This is a genomic window from Stenotrophomonas sp. TWI377, assembly GCF_039674525.1.
GTDB lineage: Bacteria > Pseudomonadota > Gammaproteobacteria > Xanthomonadales > Xanthomonadaceae > Stenotrophomonas.
The window spans coordinates 702,840-719,150 of the sequence record NZ_JBDJNT010000001.1 but is presented as its reverse complement, the minus strand read 5'-3'; the positions used below and the strand labels follow the sequence as shown (position 1 = coordinate 719,150).

Below are 16,311 nucleotides of genomic sequence, written 5' to 3'. Positions count from 1 at the left end.
AGGCGTGGCAGGGATCGAGTTGATGAAGCTGTTGGTAGGCGCGGGCATGCCCTTGTGGCCGGTGTTGCTGTGGACTGCGCTGATGCCGGAGACGGCCCTCGCGCAGGCGGGCGGCTACGCCGGCGAAGTGGTGCGCTGCGAATCGCGCGATATGGGATGGGTGCACTGCGATATTCCCACCGAGCGCGGCGTGGATCTGATCCGCCAGCTCTCCGACAACAGTTGTGTGCGTGGCTCGGAGTGGGGCACCGATCGCTCCGGCGTCTGGGTCACGCTGGGCTGCCGCGCCGAGTTCCGCGCACGCACGGCCGTGGCGGCGACCCGCAGCGATGGAGAGCGTCGCACGCGCCGCGTCGTGCGCTGCGAATCCAATGGCCGCCCGCAGAGTTGTCCGGTGGTGTTGCAGGGTGCGCCGGTGCGTCTGCTTCGCCAGCTCACCTCGCTGCCCTGCCGCGAAGGCCACAGCTGGGGCTACCGCCGCAACGAGATCTGGGTGACCCGCGGTTGCCAGGGCGAGTTCGAGGTCGGTGCCGCCGATGGCAGTGGCTTCCTCAACGTGCCGCGCATTCTCGTCTGCGAATCCAAATCCCGTCAGCGCCGCTTCTGTGGTGCCGGGATCACCCACGGTGCCACGCTCAACAAGCAGCTCTCCGGCACGCCCTGCGAGCAGGGCAGCAGCTGGGGCTGGGACAGCCGCGGGGTGTGGGTGGACAAGGGCTGCCGCGCCGAGTTCGCGGTCAACTGAGCACGCGATTCCGCCCGCATCGGCGCGCCGCTACAATGGCCCGATGAACGCATCCACCGACATCGACTACGCCCGTTACGACCATATCCGCCCGATCCTGTGGACCGGCGATACCCTGCAACTGCTCGACCAGCGCAAGCTGCCGTTCGTGGTGGAGCACGTGGAATGCCGCGACAGTGACGCCGTGGCCGAGGCCATTCACGCGCTCACCGTACGCGGCGCGCCGGCCATCGGCATTGCCGCCGCCTGGGGCGTGGTGCTGGCGGCCAACGAGGTCCAGGCCGATGATGGCGCCCAGGCGCTGCTGAAGCTGGAACCGGCCCTCCAGCGCCTCAATGCCTCCCGCCCGACCGCCGTGAATCTGGCCTGGGCGCTGGCCCGGATGCGCCGCGCGCTGGGCCCGGCCGGTGCCGACTGGCGTGAGCTGCTGGCCGCCGAGGCCCAGGCGATCGCCGAGGAGGACCTGGCCGCCAACCGTCACATGGGCGCGCTGGGCGCTGGCTTGATCGAGGCGGGCAGCGGCGTGCTGACCCATTGCAACACCGGCTCGCTGGCCACCGCCGGGTTCGGCACCGCGCTGGGCGTGATCCGCGCCGGCATGGCCCAGCACCGCATCGCCAAGGTCTTCGCCGGGGAAACCCGGCCGTGGCTGCAGGGCGCGCGCCTGACCGTCTGGGAGCTGCAGCAGGATGGCATCGATGCCACCCTGATCGCCGATTCGGCGGCCTCGCACCTGATGAAGACCGGCGCGGTGCAGTGGGTGATCGTTGGCGCCGACCGCATCTGCGCCAACGGCGACACCGCCAACAAGATCGGCACCTACCAGCTGGCCATCGCCGCCCGCCACCACGGCGTGAAGTTCATGGTGGTGGCGCCGTCCTCCACGGTGGATATGGACACCGCCGACGGCGAGCAGATCGAGATCGAGCAGCGTGACCCGGGCGAGCTGTACGGCGTGGGCGGCACCCGCACCGTGGCCGAGGGCATCGCCGCCTGGAACCCGGTGTTCGATGTCACCCCGGGCAGCCTGATCGATGCCATCGTGACCGAGCGCGGGGTGATCCTGAACCCGACCACGGCGAACATGCAGGCCGCGTTCGGGGGGGAATGGGCGGGCGTGGCTCGGCAGGGCTCCGGCCCGGGCGCCCGTCGGCCGGCAACGCTCCCGTAAGTTCCTGATTCTTGCCGGTAAAACCCCCGTAAAAGCGGGCGGGAAATGGCCTGCTGTGGTAGAATCCAACGGTTAATCGAGATTCCGGCGCAACCGCCCCGAAAGGGCGGTCGTGACGGACTGGACCGCTACCAGACAACGGAACCCGAATGGCAGAAACCGCCAAGGAAATCATCCAGGTCAACCTGGAAGACGAGATGCGCAAGAGTTACCTCGATTACGCGATGAGCGTGATCGTGGGGCGCGCACTCCCGGATGCGCGCGATGGCCTCAAGCCGGTGCATCGCCGCGTGCTGTTCGCGATGAGTGAACTCAACGCGCACGCCAACAAGCCTTACTTCAAGTCGGCGCGTATCGTCGGTGACGTCATCGGTAAGTACCACCCGCATGGCGATCAGTCGGTGTACGACACGCTGGTGCGTCTGGCGCAGCCGTTCTCGCTGCGTTACATGCTGGTCGATGGCCAGGGTAACTTCGGTTCGGTCGACGGCGACTCCGCCGCCGCGATGCGATACACCGAAGCCCGCATGTCCAAGCTCACCCATGAGCTGATGGCGGACATCGAGAAGGAAACGGTCGATTTCCAGCCCAACTACGACGAGAAGGAACTGGAACCGACGGTCATGCCGACCCGGTTCCCGAACCTGCTGGTCAATGGTTCGGCCGGTATCGCGGTGGGCATGGCGACCAACATCCCGCCGCACAACCTGACCGAATCGATCAACGCCTGCATCGCGCTGATCGACAATCCCGAGATCGACGTCGATGGCCTGATGGAGTTCATCCCGGGCCCGGACTTCCCGACCGCAGGCATCATCAACGGCACCGCCGGCATCGTTGCCGGGTACCGGACCGGTCGTGGCCGTGTGCGCATCCGCGCCAAGGCCGAGGTCGAAGTGGCCGACAACGGCCGCGAATCGATCATCGTGACCGAGATCCCGTACCAGGTGAACAAGGCCCGGTTGATCGAGAAGATCGCCGAGCTGGTCAAGGAAAAGAAGCTCGAAGGCATCAGCGAACTGCGCGATGAGTCCGACAAGGACGGCATGCGCATCTTCATCGAGATCAAGCGTGGCGAGTCGGCGGAAGTTGTGTTGAACAACCTCTACCAGCAGACCCAGATGGAGTCGGTGTTCGGCATCAACATGGTGGCGCTGGTCGATGGCCGCCCGCAGTTGATGAACCTCAAGCAGATGCTCGAGGCCTTCGTGCGCCACCGCCGCGAAGTGGTCACCCGCCGCACCGTGTTCGAGCTGCGCAAGGCGCGTGCCCGTGCGCACGTGCTGGAAGGCCTGACCGTCGCGCTGGCCAACATCGACGAGATGATCGAACTGATCAAGACCTCGCCGAACCCCACCGAGGCGCGCGAACGCATGCTCGCCCGTCTGTGGGAGCCGGGCCTGGTCGGCTCGATGCTGGGCGCCGCCGGTGCCGAAGCGTCGCGTCCGGATGATCTGCCCAAGGGTGTGGGCCTGCTCGAGGGCGGCTACCAGCTGACCGAGATCCAGGCGACCCAGATCCTGGAAATGCGCCTGCACCGCCTGACCGGGCTGGAGCAGGACCGCCTGACCGACGAGTACAAGCAGCTGCTGGAAGTGATCGCCGGGTTGATCGAAATCCTGGAAGATCCCGACCGTCTGCTGCAGGTCATCCGCGAAGAGCTGATCAACGTGCGTACCGAGTTCGGTGACGAACGCCGCACCGAAATCCGCCACAGCGAAGAAGACCTGGACATCCTCGACCTGATCGCCCCGGAAGACGTGGTGGTCACCCTGTCGCACGCCGGCTATGCCAAGCGCCAGCCGGTCAGTGCCTATCGGGCCCAGCGCCGCGGTGGCCGTGGCCGCAGCGCGGCGTCGACCAAGGAAGAGGATTTCATCGAACAGCTGTGGCTGGTCAACACGCACGATACGTTGCTGACCTTCACCAGCGCAGGCAAGGTGTTCTGGCTGCCGGTGCATCAGCTGCCGGAAGCCGGTTCCAACGCCCGTGGCCGCCCGATCATCAACTGGATTCCGCTGGAAGCCGGTGAGCGGGTGCAGGCCGTGCTACCGGTGCGTGAGTATGCCGAAGGCCAGTTCGTGTTCTTCGCTACCCGCAACGGTACCGTCAAGAAGACCCCACTCAGCGAGTTCGCGTTCCGTCTGGCACGCGGCAAGATCGCGATCAACCTCGATGAGGGGGACGCACTGGTCGGCGTCGGCCTGACCGACGGTGAGCGCGACATCCTGCTGTTCGCCTCCAACGGCAAGACCGTGCGCTTCGGTGAGGACAAGGTCCGCTCGATGGGCCGTACCGCTACCGGCGTGCGCGGCATCAAGATGCCCAAGGGCGAGGAAGTGGTCAGTCTGATCGTGGCCGAGAGTGCGGGCGGCAGTGAAGACGAGAACGAGGATGAGAGCCAGGTCGACGAGACCGTGATCGACAGCGGTGATGCCGTGATCGAGAACGGGGCTGACGACGACAATGCGCTGTACATCCTGACCGCGACCGAGAACGGCTACGGCAAGCGCACCCCGCTGCCGGATTACCCGCGCAAGGGCCGTGGCACCCAAGGCGTGATCGGCATCCAGACCACCGAGCGCAACGGCAAGCTGGTGCGTGCGGTGCTGATGGGGCCGCGCGACGAAGTGCTGCTGATTTCCGATGGTGGCACCCTGGTGCGGACCCGTGGTTCGGAAATCTCGCGCGTCGGCCGCAACACCCAGGGCGTGACCCTGATCCGTCTGTCCAAGGAAGAGAAGCTCCAGGCCGTTGAACGCATGGACGCTTCGCTGGACGAGGGTGTGGAAGAAGAGGCACCGGCAGCCGTCGAGGCCAGCCCGGTGGTGGCACCGCCGGAGGCGTAAGCCTGCCAGTGGGAGCCACACGGAGAACGCCGGCTTACGCCGGCGTTTTTCGTTGGAGGGCAGGGACTTGCCGGGTTTCATCGTCGGCTGTGCCGACGTTGGCGACCGCTGCAAAGAACGCGCAACGTTCACGACCCCGGTGGGATAAGAGCCGCGGGGCCGGCAGCAACGTCGGCGATCTTCGCGCTTCAGGAGAAACCGATGTCCACCACGACGCAGACCCGCCACCGCCGCCATTGGCTGGTGGCTGTGCTGGCAATTGTCATTCTGTTGCTGGGCGTTGTATTCACCGCGGGGGGCGCCTGGCTCGCCAGCCTCGGTGGTTCCTGGTACTACGTGCTGGCCGGTGTCGGCCTGTTGATCTCCGGCGTACAGCTGTGGCGGGGCCGTTATAGCGGCGCACTGTGGTTCGCGCTGGTGTTCGTCGGCACGTTGTTGTGGACGTGGTGGGAGTCGGGCAGCAATTACTGGCGCTGGGTGCCGCGCCTGGGCCTGATCGTGGCCATCGGCTTCGTGCTGTCGCTGCTGTTGCCCACGCTGGATCGTCCGGTTTCGCGCAAGGTCTCGCGTGGCATCGCCGGCGTGCTCGCGCTGGTGTTCGTCGCCGCCTTCACCCTGGCCTTCGTGCCGCACGGCGTCACGGCCGCGCAGGGCGCGTTTCCCGAACCGATGACCAGCACCGGCCTGACCCCGACCGCCGATGCGCCCCTGCAGCCGGCCGACCGTCCGGTCGATGGCGACTGGGCCGCCTATGGCCGCAACAATGCCGCCACGCGCTTCTCGCCCCTGCAGCAGATCACCCCGGACAACGTCGGCAAGCTTGAACAGGCCTGGTTGTTCCGCACCGGAGATCTGCCGGAGAAGCGCTGGGGCGCGGAAACGACGCCGCTGAAAGTCGGCGACAGCCTGTACCTGTGCACCGCGCGCAACCAGCTGGTCGCGCTCAACGCCGCCGATGGCACCGAGCGCTGGCGCTATGACCCCAAGGTCAAGGACAAGTCCATTCCCTACACCGCGGCCTGCCGTGGCGTCTCCTACTACGAAGTGCCGGCTACCGCGCAGGACACCGCGCTGAACGATGTCGCCGCCGATCTTGCCGTCCCCAGTGGCGTGCCGGTGCTGACCCAGGTGCCGCGCGGCGCCTGCGCCGCCCGCATCATCGAAGGCACCCTGGATGGTCGATTGATCGCAGTCGATGCCGCGACCGGCAAGCCGTGCACGGGCTTCGGCAACAACGGCCAGGTCGACATCACCGTCGGCATGGGCGACAGCCCTGCCGGCTATGTCTCCATCACCTCACCGCCGGCGATCGTGCAGGGCGTGATCGTGACTGGCCACCAGGTGCTGGATGGCCAGCGCCGCGACGCGCCGTCCGGCGTGATCCAGGCCTACGATGCCGTCACCGGCAAGTTGCGCTGGGCCTGGGACATGGTCCGCCCGGAGCGCAACGGCGCACCGCCGCCGGGTGAGACCTATACCCGCGGCACCCCCAACATGTGGACCACCGCGACCGGCGACGACGCACTCGGCCTGGTCTACCTGCCGATGGGCAACTCGGCCGGCGATTACTGGAGTGGTTCGCGCACCGAAAACGAAAACAGGTACGCCACCTCGCTGGTGGCGATCGACGTCAACACCGGCAAGCCGGCCTGGCACTTCCAGGCGGTGCGCAAGGATGTCTGGGATTACGACATGGGCTCGCAGGCGACCCTGATCGACTACCCGACCGCCGCCGGCAAGGTCCCGGCGCTGCTGCTGCCCACCAAGCAGGGCGATATGTACATCCTCGACCGCCGCACCGGCAAGCTGCTGACCCCGGCCGAAGAGCGCAAGGTGCCCACCGGTGGCGTCGAGCCGGAACAGCGTTCGCCGACCCAGCTGTTCTCGCTGTATCACACGCTGCGCAAGCCGGACCTCACCGAGCGCGACATGTGGGGCATGACCCCGATCGATCAGCTGGTGTGCCGCATCCAGTTCCGTGAAGCCAGCTACGAAGGCTTCTATACCCCGCCGACCGTGGACCGTCATTCCATCGAATATCCCGGCTACAACGGTGGCTCGGACTGGGGCAGCGTTGCCGTGGATCCGCGCCGCGGCGTGATCGTGGCCAACTACAACGACATGCCCAACTACAACCGGCTGGTGCCGCGCGAAAAGGCGGACAAGCTGGGCTGGCTGCCGCGCGAGGACGTCAAAGCGGACAAGGGCGGCGCGGAAGGCGCGGGCGATCCGCAGGTGGGCACGCCGTATGCCATCGACGTCAACGCCGGCTGGCGCCTGCCGTTCACCAAGCTGCTGTGCAAGCAGCCGCCGTACGGCGGCATCCGCGCCGTCGACCTGCGCACCGGCAAGACGCTGTGGGACCGCCCGTTCGGCAGTGCGCGCGGCAATGGGCCCTTCGGCATCCGCTCCGGCCTGCCGATCGAAATCGGTACGCCGAACAATGGGGGCTCGGTAGTGACGGCCAGTGGACTGATCTTCATTGCGGCGGCAACCGATGATCTGCTGCGCGCGATCGATCTGAAGACCGGCAAGGAACTGTGGCATGCCAAGCTTCCCGCGGGCGGCCAGGCCAACCCGATGATCTATGAGTTTGGCGGACGCCAGTACGTGGTCATCATGGCCGGCGGCCACCACTTCATGGAAACCCCGGCAGGCGATTACGTGATCGCCTACGCGCTGCCGAAGGGGTGAGGGGCAGGGCCGCGGTTCGCGCGGCCCGCAATGCCAGTGACACAGCACCGGGCTCTGCCCGGTGGCTGGTCAGGATCGACGCGCTACGCCGGTACCCGCACCATCTTCCGCATCAGATGCGCCACCACACCTGACGGATCGGCGGTGCGGCCCACATGCGTACTCGACATCTGCACCACCGAGCTGCGCTTGGCGGTCAGGAAATGGAAGCGTGCGCGCGCGGGCAACTGCGCGATGGGGCCTGCGTTCGCGTCGCCGCGGCAGATTGCCACGATGGCATCCAGCCACGGCTGCAGGCCCTCGATATCCAGGGCCGGCGCGAAGGCGCGCAGCCGTTCCAGATCCAGCTCGATCGCCGCTTCCAGGTGCTTGGCGCCCGGGCAGGACACGATCACCCCGACGTTGATGAACTCCTCGCGCTCGACGCGGGGCACCACGCGGATCACCGCATAGTCATACGTGTGCAGTGTGGGCACGGACGGCCTCCTGGACAAAGGCGGCGCGGACGCGAAGACGGTGTTGCAGGTAATCGATGTACGCCTGGCGGTAGGCGGTCGGGCTGTTGAAGGCGGGTTCGTCCACCAGCCAGCTGTCCGGCACCAGGCCAACGATGCGCTCGATTTCCGCATCGGGCAGCATCACCGCGAGACCGGCATCGACCTCGGCAATCTGCGTGGCGACGGGCAGCAGTACATGATCGCGGATCAGCACGAAGGGCTTCTTGCAGGCCTCGCCGGCACTGGCCCAATCGTGATGGAAGTACATCGCTGCACCATGGTCGATCAGGTACAGCTTGCGATGCCACACCATCAGGTTGGGATTGCGGGCGGTGCGGTCCACGTTGCTGGTGAACGCATCGAACCACACGATCTTCGAGGCCAGCTCGGCGTCGGGTTGCATCGCGGCCGGGTCGTAGTTGATCGCGCCGGGCAGGTAATCACTGCCCAGGTTCAGGCCTTCGCTGGCACGGATCAGGTCCTGGATCTCCGGGTCCGGCTCGGTCCGCGCGAACTCGCGGTCCAGTTCGACGAACAGGATCTCCGGAATCGGCAGGCCGAGCGTCCGGGCGATTTCACCTGCGATCAGTTCGGCGATCAGGGCCTTGGGCCCTTGGCCGGCGCCGCGGAATTTGAGCACCACCATGCCGTCGTCGTCGGTCTCGACCACGGCGGGCAGGGAGCCGCCTTCGCGCAGCGGGGTGACATATCGGAGGGCGTGCACGGTCCGCACGGCAGGGCACCTGGAAGCAGTTGAACGACAAGGGTACCGCACCGCGATACCGGTCTCGATGGCCGCCTGCGGCAGGCTTTGCCGGATCAGGTGAAAAGCCGCCGGCCATTTCTTCTGGCCCATCTTCGGGAAGGACGGCAGTGCTAGATTCGAGACGTGCCGACCGACGACCCTGCCGTGCCGGCTCCCACCATATCCAAGGGGACACGCATGCTTGCTCGTACGTTCTGGTCCACGGCGTTCACCGTGACAGCCTTCGCCACGCTGGGCACGATGCCCGCCCATGCCAGTGGCTACGCCACACCACCGGAGAGCCTGCTCAAGGTGCTCAAGGCACCGCCGCCGCCGACCCCCAGTGTCGATCCGACCGGCCAGCGCCTGCTGCTGACCACCACGCAGACCTATCCTTCGATCACCCGCGTTGCCCAGCCGTACCTGAAGCTGGCCGGTGTGCGCCTGGAGCCGAAAAACCGCAGCCGCCACGACACCCCGGGTGGCTACGGCATACCACCGTGCGTGGGCGACTTCACCGTGGTGGAGACCGCCACCGGCCGCTCCACCAAGGTGGCGCTGCCCAACGGGTGCGCCGGCATGGCGCAATGGTCGGCCGATGGCCAGCGCTTTGCGTTCCAGAACGTGGCCGATGACAGCGTGCAGCTGTGGGTTGGCGATGCGGCCACCGGCCAGGTCCGCCAGGTGCCGAACGTGGCGCTCAACCCGATCTTCGGCAGCACCGTGCAGTGGCTCGGTGGCAGCCAGCAGTTGCTGGTCAAGCTGGTTCCCGCCAGGCAGGGCCCGGCACCGTCGGCGGACGGTGCGATCGGCCCGGACATCCAGGAGTCGCTGGGGACTGCCGGTGAGAGCAGCACCTATGAGGCCCGCGATACGCTGACCAGTGCCTACGATGAAGCGCTGTTCGCCTATTACGGCCAATCGCAGCTGGCGGTGGTGGATACCGCCTCCAACACGGTGCGTACCGTCGGTGCCCCGGCGCTGTTGGACAGCATCGGGGCCGCGCCGGATGGCGTGCACGTACTCACCAGGACGCTCAAGGCGCCGTTCTCGCATGCGGTGACCTACCAGCGTTTCGCCAATGACGTGGCGGTGCTGGATATCGCCAGCGGCCGCAGCACGCCGATCGCCGATCGCCAGCCTGCCGCTGGCCGACCGCGTCCCGGTTCACGGCGTACCGGAAGGCCCGCGCGATTTCGATTGGCGCGCGACCGATCCGGCCACGCTGGTGTATGCCGAAGCCTTGGACAAGGGCGATTGGAAAGTCACCGTGCCGCAGCGTGACCGCGTGCTGATGCTCAAGGCGCCGTTTACTGCCAAACCGAGCGAGATCGCCCGTACCACGCAGCGTTTCGAAGGCCTGGCGTGGACCGCGCAGCCTGACGTCGCTTTCCTGGACGAGAACGACGAGAACCGCCACTGGCGCCAGACCCGCATCGTCAACGTGGACAACCCGAAGCAGGAAGGTCGCCTGCTGTGGGATCTCTCCAGTGATGAGCTGTACGAGGACCCGGGCAATTTCGTGTACCAGCGCCTGCCCACCGGCGCCTACGTGGTGCGCCAGGAAGGCAATAGCGTGTTCCTGCGCGGGCAGGGCGCTTCGCCGCAGGGGGATCGTCCCTTCCTGGATGCCCTCAACCTCGACAGCCTGAAAACCGAGCGCCTGTTCCGCAGCGATGCCGATGCCTATGAGCAGTTCATCGGCTTCAGCGCCCTCCCGGGCCACCTGATCACGTGGCACCAATCGGTGACCGATGCGCCGAATGCGTTCGTGCGCCTGCTGGGCGAGCGGGTCGCGGCCGCCAGGGCGGGCGAAGCGCAGTTCGTGTCCAAAGCGGACGCACTGACCCACCTGGTGGATCCAACCCCGGAAGTGCGCCAGATCAAGAAGCGCCTGGTCACCTACAAGCGCGCCGACGGCGTGGACCTGTCGTTCACCCTGTACACCCCGCCGGGTTACAAGGAAGGCCAGCGTGTCCCGGCGATTTTGTACGCGTACCCGGCTGACTTCGCCAACGCCGCGCAGGCAGGACAGGTGTCTGGTTCGCAGCAGACGTTCACCCGCCTGGCGCCGTACCGGCTGATGCTGCTGGCCGGCTACGCGATCATCGACAATGCCTCGTTCCCGATCGTCGGCGACCCGAAAACCGCCTACAACACGTATCTGGAACAGCTTGAGGCCGATGCCAAGGCCGCGGTGGACAAGGCGGTGGACCTGGGTGTGGTCGACCGCAACCGGATCGGTGTCACCGGTCACAGCCATGGGGGCCTGATGACCGCCAACCTGATCGCGCATACCGACCTGTTCAAGGCCGGCGTCGCCACCAGCGGCTCGTACAACAAGACGTTCACCCCGTTCGGTTTCCAGAACGAACGCCGTTCGGTCTGGCAGGCGCAGGACGTGTACCTGAAGGCCTCGCCGTTCTTCTATGCCGACAAGATCAAGCTGCCGCTGCTGCTGGTCCACGGCGAGGATGACGCCAACCCGGGCACCGAGCCGTTCCAGTCGCGCAAGCTGTTCCAGGCGATCCGCGGCAACGGGGGCACCACCCGCCTGGTGATGCTGCCGCACGAACCGCACTGGTACACCGCGCTGGAATCCAATGAGCAGCTGGTGTCGGAAATGCTGACCTGGTTCGATACCTATGTGAAGAATGCGCCGCCGGCCAAGCACTGAGGTGAGGCATCGGTAGCGCCGTTCATCAGTCAGCTGCGCTTCGCATCAGACCCACGGCCGCCCTCAATGGGCGACCGTTCTGCGTTCCGGGCGGGTGATGGAATTACACTCGGGGCAGACCACAAGGACGCAGGCATGGATATCCAGTCGTGGGGACCGGCGGGCAGCGGTGTCGTCGGCGCCGTTACCGCACCACGATCCGGGCCGCCAATGCCCTGTTCTTCGTGGGATTGCCAGGGGGCGTGGACCGGGGAATGAGGGATCGAATGCAGCAGTCACCACTACAACCCACCGGTACTGCCACGCGGCGTGGGTGCAGCCGCTGGCTGTTCGTCCTGGCAGCGCTGGCGTGCGCCCCGCTCATGGCGGTGGCGCAGACCGCTCCAGCATCCGTTGATTCGGCAACGCAGGATCCCGACCGCCCCCGCACCTGCCTGGTGCTCGGCGGCGGTGGTGCCCGCGGCGCGGCCCACATCGGCGTGCTCAAGGTGCTCGAGCGCGAGCGCGTACTGATCGACTGCATCGTCGGCACCTCGATGGGCGCGGTGGTCGGCGGTCTGTATGCCTCCGGCTACACCGCCGATGAGATCGAGGCGGTGCTGGACCGGATCGACTGGGCCGAGGTGCTGCGCGACAAACCGCCACGCGATGAGCGCAGCATGCGCCGCAAGGAAGATGACCTGCGCCTGCTGGGCGGCGTCGAAGTCGGCCTGAGCAACGGCAAGATCGCGTTCCCGCAGGGCCTGATCCAGGGTCAGAAGCTGGAGATGCTGCTGCGCCGCCTGCTGCTGCCGACCTGGCAGGTGCGCGACTTCGATCATTTGCCGATTCCGTTCCGGGCCATCGCCACCGATATCGTCAGCGGCGAGAAGGTGGTGTTCGCGCAGGGCGACCTGGCGTTGGCCATCCGCGCGAGCATGTCGGTGCCGGGCGTGTTCGCGCCGGTGCGCTATGAGGACCATCTGCTGGTCGATGGTGGTGTGGTCGACAATGTCCCGATCGATGAAGCGCGGCGGCTGGGAGCGCAGCGGTTGATCGTGTCGCGGGTCGGCTCGCCGCTGATGACCGAGGCGCAGCTGGATTCACCGTTGGCGATCAGTCACCAGATGGCCAGCGTACTGATGCAGCGCGAAGTACTGGCGCAGTTGGCCACGCTCGGCCCGCAGGATCTGCTGATCACGCCGCCGCTGGGCGACATGGGCAGCCAGGATTTCAACCGCTCGCCGCAGGCCGTCGGTGTCGGTGAGCAGGCGGCGCAGGCTGAGGTCGCGGCGGTTCGTCGATTCCAGGTGGACGATACTCGCTACGCCGCCTTCCAGCGCCAGCATCGGCCGCCGGCGTATGAAACGCCGATCGTGGCCTTCATCGATGTGCTGCGCGATAAGACACGTACCGCGCGCTATATCGAGCAGCGGCTGCAGCCGGAGGTCGGCCAGCCGCTGGCGCCGGACCGCGTGGAGCAGAAGGTGGCCACGGCCTACGGCGAAGGTCGCTACCAGCAGGTGCAGTGGCGGCTGGAAGAGCGCGACGGGCAACAGGGCCTGGTGCTCGCACCGCAGGACAAACGCTGGGGCCCGGATTTCCTGCACTTCGCGCTGCGCCTGTCCGACGACTTCGACGGCAGCAGCAACTACCAGCTGATCACCGAGCTGACCCGGACCGGCCTCAGCGAGCAGGGCGCCGAGCTCAAGCTGCGCCTTGGGCTGGGCGAAGTGGAAGAGGCGTTCGCCGAGTACTACCGGCCGTTCGGCAGTAGTGGCCGGCATGCACTGTCCACCTATGCCAAGTACCGCGCCACCGATCTGGACCTGGCGCTGATGCGCGGCGGCGCACTCGCCGAGTTCCGTTACAGCCAGTGGCTGGGTGGACTGCGCTGGGCATATTCGCCACATCCGGATTGGGAAATCGCGCTGTTCGGCGAGCGCGGCCGTGAGCGCCTGCGCCTGGACGTCGGCAACCCGACCGAGCTGGGCAATTACCGCGCGGACATGGGCAGCGTCGGCTGGCAGCTGCGCCACGATTCGATCGACAGCTCGGCCTTCCCCAGTCGCGGCCAGCGCGTGTCACTGACACGCCAGCACTATCTCGATGCGCTCGGCACCGACAATTCGGCGGCGGTGACGCGGGTGCAGTGGGATGGGGCATGGGCGCAGGGCCACAACCGCTGGCTGGGGGGCCTGCGCGCCTCCTCGGCACACGGCGGCGACGATCTGCTGGCCACCTACGGCTTCCTGGGCGGGTTGGGCAATCTGTCCGGGTACCCGGAAGAATCCATCTTCGCGCCGCAGACCGCGCTGGCCCGGGTGGTGTATTACCGTCGCGTCGCGCACGCCGACTCTCTGCTCACCATCCCGCTGTACGTCGGCGGCAGTGTGGAGTGGGGCGGATTCTGGCAGCGCCGTGAGGATGTCAGCCTTGATGGCATGCAGACCGCGGGCAGCGTGTTCGTCGGTGCCGATACGTTCCTTGGGCCGGTGTTCCTGGGGTATGGGCGCGCGCAGGGTGGACACGACTCGTTCTATTTGACCTTCGGCTCATTGCTGCGGACGCTGGATGGGTTCTGAGCTGACAGGCGCAGTGACGTCCCGCAGCGCGCCCCGCGCTTTATCCTGTGCAGCCGCACCCATGATGTGATGCCGATGAAACCGATGTTCCTGTCATTGTTGCTGCTGCTGTTCGCCGGCCACGTGCATGCCGCTGATGCACCGTCGTTGCCCGCAGCCTGGACGCAGATCGGTATTACCGTCGGCATGCCGTACGCGCAGGCCAAGGCATTGCTGCTCACAGCGGGCTGGATCGCCGGTGCGCCGGACAATGAGGGTGACCCCGTCTTCGCCGCGCATCCCGAGGTGGATTGCGGGCAGGGCTGGGACGCGATCTGCTCGGCGGGCTTCCATCGCGGAAACGAGGCTTACGGGTTGGTTCTCACACCGACCGATGACGACAAACTGCTGGTGCAAGGCGTCTTCTGAAAGGAGCTGATACGGATGTCAGACCGCACCGTGGTGGTATTTGATTTCGACTTGACGCTGACCCGCTGGGAAACGGCAAGCCGGTTCTTCAAAGGTCTGCTGCGCCGCCAACCGTGGCGGATCGCCGGCGTCATGCTCGCGCTGCCGGTGCTGGTGCCGCTCTGGGCACTACCGCGCACGCGACGGAGGCCGGTACGTTTCGCGGTGTGGATGGCGACGTTCGGACGCAGCCGCGAGGCGCTGGCCAGGCTTGCCGTGGCGCATGCCGACGAGGTATTCGCCGGCCCGGAGCCTGTGTTCCTGCCTGAGGGCGTTGAACGACTGCGCCACCATCTTGCCCAGGGCGACGAGGTTGTCATCGCCACCGGCTGCTGGGAGCCGTTGGCGCGCGCGTTGCTGGAACGCGAAGGTCTGAAGGACGTACCGCTGGTCGCCTCGACCCTGCGGCCGTGTGTCGGCGGTTGGGTCAGCGAAAACCACTGCATTGGTGAGAACAAGATTCCCATGCTGACCGAGCGCGGGTATCCGCCGCCGTGGCGCACGGCCTACACCGATCATCGCGCGGACCTGCCGCTACTGCGCAACAGCGAGCAGTGGTATCTGGTCAGCCCGGGGGAGAAGTGCCTGCGCCTGATCGAACAGACGATGATGACCAAGGCGCAGATCCTTCCCTGGCGCAACGCCTGAGCGCTCCCGTCACTGCGCGACCAGCGCGAGCCTCAGTCCTCTTTCATCGCCATTTCCGCCGCAAGCAACGCCTGCGCGGCCTTGCTCAGTTCCGGCGAAGGCACGATGGGCGCGCCGATGGCCTCCATCATCTGATCGGTGGAAACGAACCGGCGATGCCGGCGGTCGTAGATGCCGGTGATCAGCAGGGCACGCGTGGCGACCTTTTCCTCCTCGCCGATCAGCACCCGCTGCTCCATGATGATGCGCGTGCCGACCCAGCCGGCCAGACGGGTTTCCAGCACGAAGCGCTGGAACGGCTTGAGCTCCCGCCGGAACTGGATGCTGCCTCCGCTGACGATCGGGGCCCACTTGGAGCGCCATGCCACCCGGCCCAGGCCCATCCGGAACACCAGATCCAGCCGGCCCAGGTCGAAGATCGTCCAATAGCGGCCGTTGGTCATGTGCAGGTTGCTGTCGATGTCGTTGGGCAGCACCCGGAAGTTCAAGCGCGACACCGCGAACGGCGCGCTCAACTTCGGGCGGAATGGCGAGGACAGCAGCAGGAACAGGAGGCGGAACCAGAGATTCATGGGCAGGGACGCTCATCTATAACAGGTGTCATAATCGAAATACGCTAATCTATGGCACTCGTCTTAGCAAGGAGTCCGGCTCATGAGTGCACGTCATTCCGATGCACCGCAGCGCGTCGTGGCGGCGGCCGCGGAAATGCTGGCCACCTACGGACTCAATGCCTCCAGCGTCCGTGAGGTCGCCAGGCGCGCGCAGGCGCCGTTCGGCTCCACCTACCACCACTTCCCCGGCGGCAAGCAGCAGGTCCTGGCCGAAGCCACGACCTTGGCGGGCACCAAGGTGGATGCGCTGCTCGATACCTGCCTGCAGGGAGCGGCCCCCGACGGGCTGTACCTGTTCCTGGCAGCGTGGCGCGAACGCTTGATCCGTTCGGATTTCCACGTGGGGTGCCCGGTGCTTGCGGCGGCGGTCGAAGAGCCGATCGACGATGCCCCCGACGATGCACGGCGGGCCGCGGCCGAGGTATTTGCGCGCTGGGAAGCCCGTCTGACCGAAGCGCTGGCCCGCGGTGGCCGCTCGCCCGAGCAGGCCAACGGCATTGCCACCATGATCATCGCCAGCATCGAGGGTGCGGTGGCGATGAGCCGGGCCACGCGCGACATCGGCCCGTTTGATCGCGTCGCAGCGCAGCTTGTTTCCTTGGTCGCCGATCGCTGAGACTGTCGGCCTGCCGCAACCGGAGTGCCGCGCTTTGACCGCCT

General features: G+C 66.6%; 10 protein-coding genes and 2 pseudogenes. 9 read left to right on the top strand and 3 right to left on the bottom strand.

Going from position 1 to position 16,311, the window contains the following annotated elements:
• Positions 1-22: 22 nt before the first annotated feature.
• From ABE546_RS03110 to ABE546_RS03095, 4 genes and pseudogenes are all read left to right on the top strand, one after another.
• The gene (locus tag ABE546_RS03110; RefSeq protein WP_313210707.1) at positions 23-745 is read left to right on the top strand and encodes a DUF3011 domain-containing protein; all 723 of its coding nucleotides are present in this window, start codon (positions 23-25) and stop codon (positions 743-745) included.
• A 43-nt stretch (positions 746-788) separates the two neighbouring features.
• Positions 789-1,847 (top strand): annotated as a pseudogene (gene mtnA, locus ABE546_RS03105) (S-methyl-5-thioribose-1-phosphate isomerase); the annotation flags it as partial.
• Between the two features lie 218 nt (positions 1,848-2,065).
• Positions 2,066-4,765 carry a DNA gyrase subunit A gene (gyrA, locus tag ABE546_RS03100; protein ID WP_313210711.1) on the top strand — a complete coding sequence of 900 codons (2,700 nt, stop codon included), beginning with the start codon at positions 2,066-2,068 and terminating at the stop codon, positions 4,763-4,765.
• Positions 4,766-4,966: 201 nt separating this feature from the next.
• Entirely contained in the window at positions 4,967-7,459 is a 2,493-nt protein-coding gene (locus ABE546_RS03095; protein WP_313210713.1) for a membrane-bound PQQ-dependent dehydrogenase, glucose/quinate/shikimate family, read from the top strand.
• Between the two features lie 83 nt (positions 7,460-7,542).
• On the opposite strand, the gene ABE546_RS03090 is transcribed toward ABE546_RS03095, so the two are convergent.
• Both ABE546_RS03090 and ABE546_RS03085 read right to left on the bottom strand, forming a co-directional pair.
• Positions 7,543-7,935: a DUF3037 domain-containing protein gene (locus tag ABE546_RS03090; protein WP_313210715.1), complete on the bottom strand. Its 393-nt coding sequence runs from the start codon at positions 7,933-7,935 to the stop codon at positions 7,543-7,545.
• The gene (locus ABE546_RS03085) at positions 7,913-8,689 is read right to left on the bottom strand and encodes a HipA family kinase (protein WP_346462666.1); all 777 of its coding nucleotides are present in this window, start codon (positions 8,687-8,689) and stop codon (positions 7,913-7,915) included. Before ABE546_RS03085 ends, ABE546_RS03090 begins: the two co-directional genes overlap by 23 nt.
• A 273-nt stretch (positions 8,690-8,962) precedes the next feature.
• On the opposite strand from ABE546_RS03085, the pseudogene ABE546_RS03080 reads away from it, so the two are divergent.
• From ABE546_RS03080 to ABE546_RS03065, 4 genes and pseudogenes are all read left to right on the top strand, one after another.
• Positions 8,963-11,378, top strand: a pseudogene (locus tag ABE546_RS03080) (prolyl oligopeptidase family serine peptidase).
• A 254-nt stretch (positions 11,379-11,632) separates the two neighbouring features.
• On the top strand, positions 11,633-13,942 hold the full coding sequence (locus ABE546_RS03075) for a patatin-like phospholipase family protein (RefSeq protein ID WP_346462665.1): 2,310 nt from the start codon (positions 11,633-11,635) through the stop codon (positions 13,940-13,942).
• Between the two features lie 75 nt (positions 13,943-14,017).
• Positions 14,018-14,350, top strand: a complete 333-nt coding sequence (locus tag ABE546_RS03070; RefSeq protein ID WP_346462664.1) for a hypothetical protein — start codon at positions 14,018-14,020, stop codon at positions 14,348-14,350.
• 15 nt (positions 14,351-14,365) lie between these two features.
• Positions 14,366-15,037, top strand: a complete 672-nt coding sequence (locus tag ABE546_RS03065; RefSeq protein WP_346462663.1) for an HAD family hydrolase — start codon at positions 14,366-14,368, stop codon at positions 15,035-15,037.
• 32 nt (positions 15,038-15,069) lie between these two features.
• Here the strand turns inward: ABE546_RS03065 and ABE546_RS03060 are convergent, their stop codons facing one another.
• Positions 15,070-15,609, bottom strand: coding sequence for a thioesterase family protein (locus ABE546_RS03060; protein ID WP_346462662.1), 540 nt, complete (start codon positions 15,607-15,609; stop codon positions 15,070-15,072).
• Between the two features lie 82 nt (positions 15,610-15,691).
• On the opposite strand from ABE546_RS03060, the gene ABE546_RS03055 reads away from it, so the two are divergent.
• Positions 15,692-16,267 carry a TetR/AcrR family transcriptional regulator gene (locus ABE546_RS03055; protein ID WP_313210729.1) on the top strand — a complete coding sequence of 192 codons (576 nt, stop codon included), beginning with the start codon at positions 15,692-15,694 and terminating at the stop codon, positions 16,265-16,267.
• Positions 16,268-16,311 lie beyond the last annotated feature (44 nt).